Origin of the sequence: uncultured Maritalea sp., from assembly GCF_937139385.1 — a bacterium.
In the GTDB taxonomy this organism is placed as follows: domain Bacteria; phylum Pseudomonadota; class Alphaproteobacteria; order Rhizobiales; family Devosiaceae; genus Maritalea; species Maritalea porphyrae_A.
Genome location: NZ_CAKZPW010000300.1, coordinates 1 through 3,995 on the forward strand (window position 1 = coordinate 1; position 3,995 = coordinate 3,995).

The window sequence follows — 3,995 nt, forward strand, 5'->3', positions numbered from 1 at the left end:
ATTGATCTGATTGACGGTATTTCTTTCTTGCTTCTTGTGATGGCTACTTTTGCACTGTCTGAAGCGCTTATGGCGATTATTAAAAAGATCGATGAAAAAAAGCGCGAAGAAGAACGCAAAGCTGCAGCCGAACTTGGCTCTATGAAGGTGAGCAAAGAAGAAGTGAAGGAAATGGCGCCGGTTATCGGGAGATCCTCGATCTTAGGTTTCTTGATCGGTGTGCTACCGGGCGCTGGTGCAACTATTGCAAGCTTCTTGGCATATGGCACCGAGCAACGACTAGCGGGCTCTGAAAAGGGCAAGTTGTTCGGTAAAGGTTCAGTTCGTGGATTGGCCGCACCTGAAACCGCAAACAACGCAGCGGCAACAGGCTCATTTGTGCCAATGCTGACGTTGGGTATTCCTGGCTCGGGCACGACTGCCATTATGCTTGGTGCTTTGATTGGCTATGGAATTCAACCTGGTCCTCGGCTTTACATCGATAACCCAGAAGTTTTTTGGGCCGTTATCGTGTCGATGTGGGTTGGCAATATCATTCTATTGGTTTTGAACCTTCCTTTGATTCCTTATATCGCAAAGGTTTTGGCGATCCCGTCTCGGTTCCTGTTGCCTTTGATTTTGTTCTTCTCACTGATTGGCGTGTATTTCGTTAGCTTCAATACATTTGATATTCAATTGATGATTATCTTTGCTATTGCGGCAGTGGTGTTGCGGCTGCTCGACTTCCCTCTGGCTCCCATGATTTTGGGGTTCATTTTGGGCGGTATGATGGAAGAGAACTTGCGCCGTGCATTGCTGATTAACGACGATAGTTGGTCGTTCCTGTGGGAGCGTGAATTGACCCTTACCATTCTCGTGATTGCAGTTCTGACTTTGTTTGTGCCGATGCTAATGCCGCTTTATTCAAAGTGGCGCAAAAATGCAGATCGTGCGGGCGAAGGCGGCTAGCAAACTGTTGCAGTAAATGGGAATGCTGCGATCAGAATAAGACTTCCCAACCCTCCTCCTTGAGCACCGGTCCAACTCGTTTGGATCGGTGTTTTTTTATGCGCTTTTTAGAATCGTTCTAAGCTATTGAAAATACATTGACTTTTTACTTAGCAATTAATATGAGTCGCAAAGTCATATTAAAGTGCGTTGAGCATATTGAATAAGGAAAGAGATAGATGATGGACTTTTTTAGCCACTCAGATCGATTGGGGCGGTCCGATTTTAAAGCGGCACTGAGACTGGGCGTAGCGTCTGCTTTGTTGTTTGGAGCCGCTCTTGGCATTGCACCTCGCGCTGAGGCGAAAGAAGCAACAGTTCTTGTGCAGTTGAATAATTACGTGGGTGATGAGGCATATTTTGCACTCTATTTGGTCAACCCAGAAGGGCGCTACGAGCGCACATTGTACGTATCCGGACCAGAAGAACGTTGGTATCCAGACATGCCGCGCTGGTGGAAATATCTGTCGCGTAAACCGCAAGATATTGATGCGATTACGGGGGCCAGCACCGCGGCGGGCGACCGCTCTATTGTTAAAGTGGAAATCGCAGATGAACTGTTCAACGCCGGTTACAAACTGCGCGTTGAGACAGCAGTAGAAGACCTTGAAAACCATAGCGCTGATGTGGAAGCAGAGTTGAGTGCCGACCTAATTGGCAAGCGTGTTGCTGGAACCGGGTATGTGCGCGAGCTTCGCGTAAAGTTTTAATCTAGAATTTTGGTGACACAGATGTGGCGTAATCTGCATTCCATTTTTGGTTTGGCGGCAGCAGTTTTGCTAACTGTTCTTTCGGTATCCGGGGCTGTTTTGGCCACGTTGCCACTGGCAGATACGTTGCGTCCTGAAGCCCAAACATTGGCGGGGTATTCGGTTGCGGATGCAATTGAAATTGCGCTGTTGCACAACAAAAAACTTGAGATTGAGCGGATAAAGGTTGCCCCGTCCGGAGCAGTTTTGATCAGTGGTCGACAATATGGCAGGGGGATTAAATCGAACCTAAATTTGCAAACTGGAAAGCTTGCGAAAGAAGAAAAACTGCACCCAATCTACGCCATTATGCGTGACTTTCACCGGTCGCTATTGCTTGGGTTTGTGGGGCGGTCAGCGGTTTTTGCTGGCGCAGTCATTATGTGCATTCTTTGCCTTTCTGGTATTTTTGTTCTTGTGCGGCGCATGGGGGGCTGGCGATTGCTCTTCTCCCCCATCAAAGGGCGTTGGCCCGAACGCTTGCATGTGTTGTTCTCTCGTTTATTCATTTTGCCATTGGTTATAACCAGCGTATCTGGTGCATATTTGGGCGCCGTGACAATGGGCTTTGTGCCATCTGGTAATGAGGTGCCGCCTGCATACCCTGAAAGTTTGCAGGAACTGGATCCGGTTTTGCCTTATGAGCTTGATGGCTTGAAACAACTTGCGCTCAATGATGTTCGGGAAATCATATTCCCCATCCCAGAAGACTGGTTTGATGTTTTTGCGGTGAAAACCCACGATTCAAATCTTTTCTTTGATCAGTTTACGGGCGAATTGCTGTCATCTCAGCCCTACTCATTTGCGCAACGGATCTTTGATTTGTTCACGCTTTTGCACACCGCTGAAGGCTTGGCACCTTGGGGGATTGTTGCAGGAATTGCAGTGGTTAGTGTGCCAGCGTTTGCCCTAACTGGATTTGTGATTTGGCTTAATCGCATGCGCTCAGGCATGGGACGAATAAGAAACAATTCTGCGGCAAAAGACGCTGAGATCGTAATTCTTGTCGGGTCGGAAAATGGGTCGACATGGGGCTTTGGAAAAGCGCTACACGCGGCGTTGGCGGCTGCTGGTGCAATCGTGCACATACGAGCGATAAACGATATGCGTGCGGCCTACCCTAATGGGCGCCACCTGATCGTTTTGGCCGCAACTTACGGCGATGGTGAAGCGCCGCAGAATGCCAACCGTTTTGTAAAGCGATTGCGGGATTTGAATGCCCATCACCTAATGCGGTTTTGCGTGTTAGGATTTGGAGACAAGTCATTTCCACGTTATTGCGCCTTTGCACAAGAAGTTGATCAGGCGTTGCGCGCGTCTGGACGAAACCCAATTCTTGAATTGGCTGACGTCGACCGCAAATCTGCGCAATCCTTTTCGCGATGGGGACATGAACTTGCCGAGGCGCTCAACCTAGATTTTGAGCTCGATTATTCACCGCCAAAACCGCGCACATACCAGTTGGCGTTGCAAAACAAAGAGGTGTTTGGTGCTCAACTGCAAGCGCCAACGGCTGTGCTGCGGTTTTGTCCCATTGCGGGTGAAAATGGCTGTGATTTTGTGCCCACGCACAATGCCGGTGATTTGGTGTCAATCTACCCCAAAGGTGATGCGCGCGCGCGGATGTACTCTGTGGGTTCCTGCGCACGGGAGAAGTGTTTGGAGATTTGTGTTGCCCGTCAAGATGGTGGGGTTTGCTCAACCTATTTGAACAATCTGGCTTTGGGCGAAAGAATTGAATTCCACATAGAGCAGAACGCCGATTTTCACATGCCGACCAAAGGGCGCAAACCGGTCATTATGATTGGTGCGGGGACTGGCATAGCCCCATTTGCAGGGATGATCCGCAACAACATGAAACATGTTCCGGTGGATCTATATTGGGGAAACCGTGACCCAAGTGTCGATCATCTTTACGGCACGCAGATTCCGAAGTGGTTGGCTGGCAAGTTCTTGAAGAATTTCTACCCTGCTTTTTCGCGCGTTGAAGGCGGCGGCTATGTGCAGGATCGGGTGCGCGAGCAGGCGCACAATATTGTTCATCAAATACGAAGTGGGGCCACCATCATGGTTTGTGGTGGCGCTAAAATGGCGCAGGGGGTGCGCCATGAGTTGGAAATAATTGCTGTTGAGGCAGGCAGCAGTATTGCCGAGCTCAAACGGTCTGGTCGTTATCGTGAAGATACCTATTAGGCCAAAAGAGGCGCCTTTGAAGCGCATTATAGGGACGAATACAAAGGAAATGTCCAAATGAATTCA

The 3,995-nt window shown here is 49.1% G+C and carries 3 protein-coding genes; all 3 read left to right on the plus strand.

Going from position 1 to position 3,995, the window contains the following annotated elements; translation table 11 throughout:
* Positions 1 to 948: tripartite tricarboxylate transporter permease (locus tag Q0231_RS12345; RefSeq protein ID WP_299347874.1), on the plus strand; the 948-nt coding region annotated here is incomplete at its 5' end.
* Between the two features lie 218 nt (positions 949 to 1,166).
* Positions 1,167 to 1,697, plus strand: coding sequence for a DUF2271 domain-containing protein (locus Q0231_RS12350; protein WP_269393672.1), 531 nt, complete (start codon positions 1,167 to 1,169; stop codon positions 1,695 to 1,697).
* A 21-nt stretch (positions 1,698 to 1,718) separates the two neighbouring features.
* Positions 1,719 to 3,929 carry a PepSY domain-containing protein gene (locus Q0231_RS12355; protein WP_299347875.1) on the plus strand — a complete coding sequence of 737 codons (2,211 nt, stop codon included), beginning with the start codon at positions 1,719 to 1,721 and terminating at the stop codon, positions 3,927 to 3,929.
* Positions 3,930 to 3,995: the final 66 nt, after the last annotated feature.

Excerpts from the sequence above, each read along its gene's own strand:
- Q0231_RS12355 (WP_299347875.1), top strand. The coding sequence starts at position 1,719 with ATGTGGCGTAATCTGCATTCCATTTTTGGTTTGGCGGCAGCAGTTTTG.
- Q0231_RS12350 (WP_269393672.1), top strand. The coding sequence starts at position 1,167 with ATGATGGACTTTTTTAGCCACTCAGATCGATTGGGGCGGTCCGATTTT.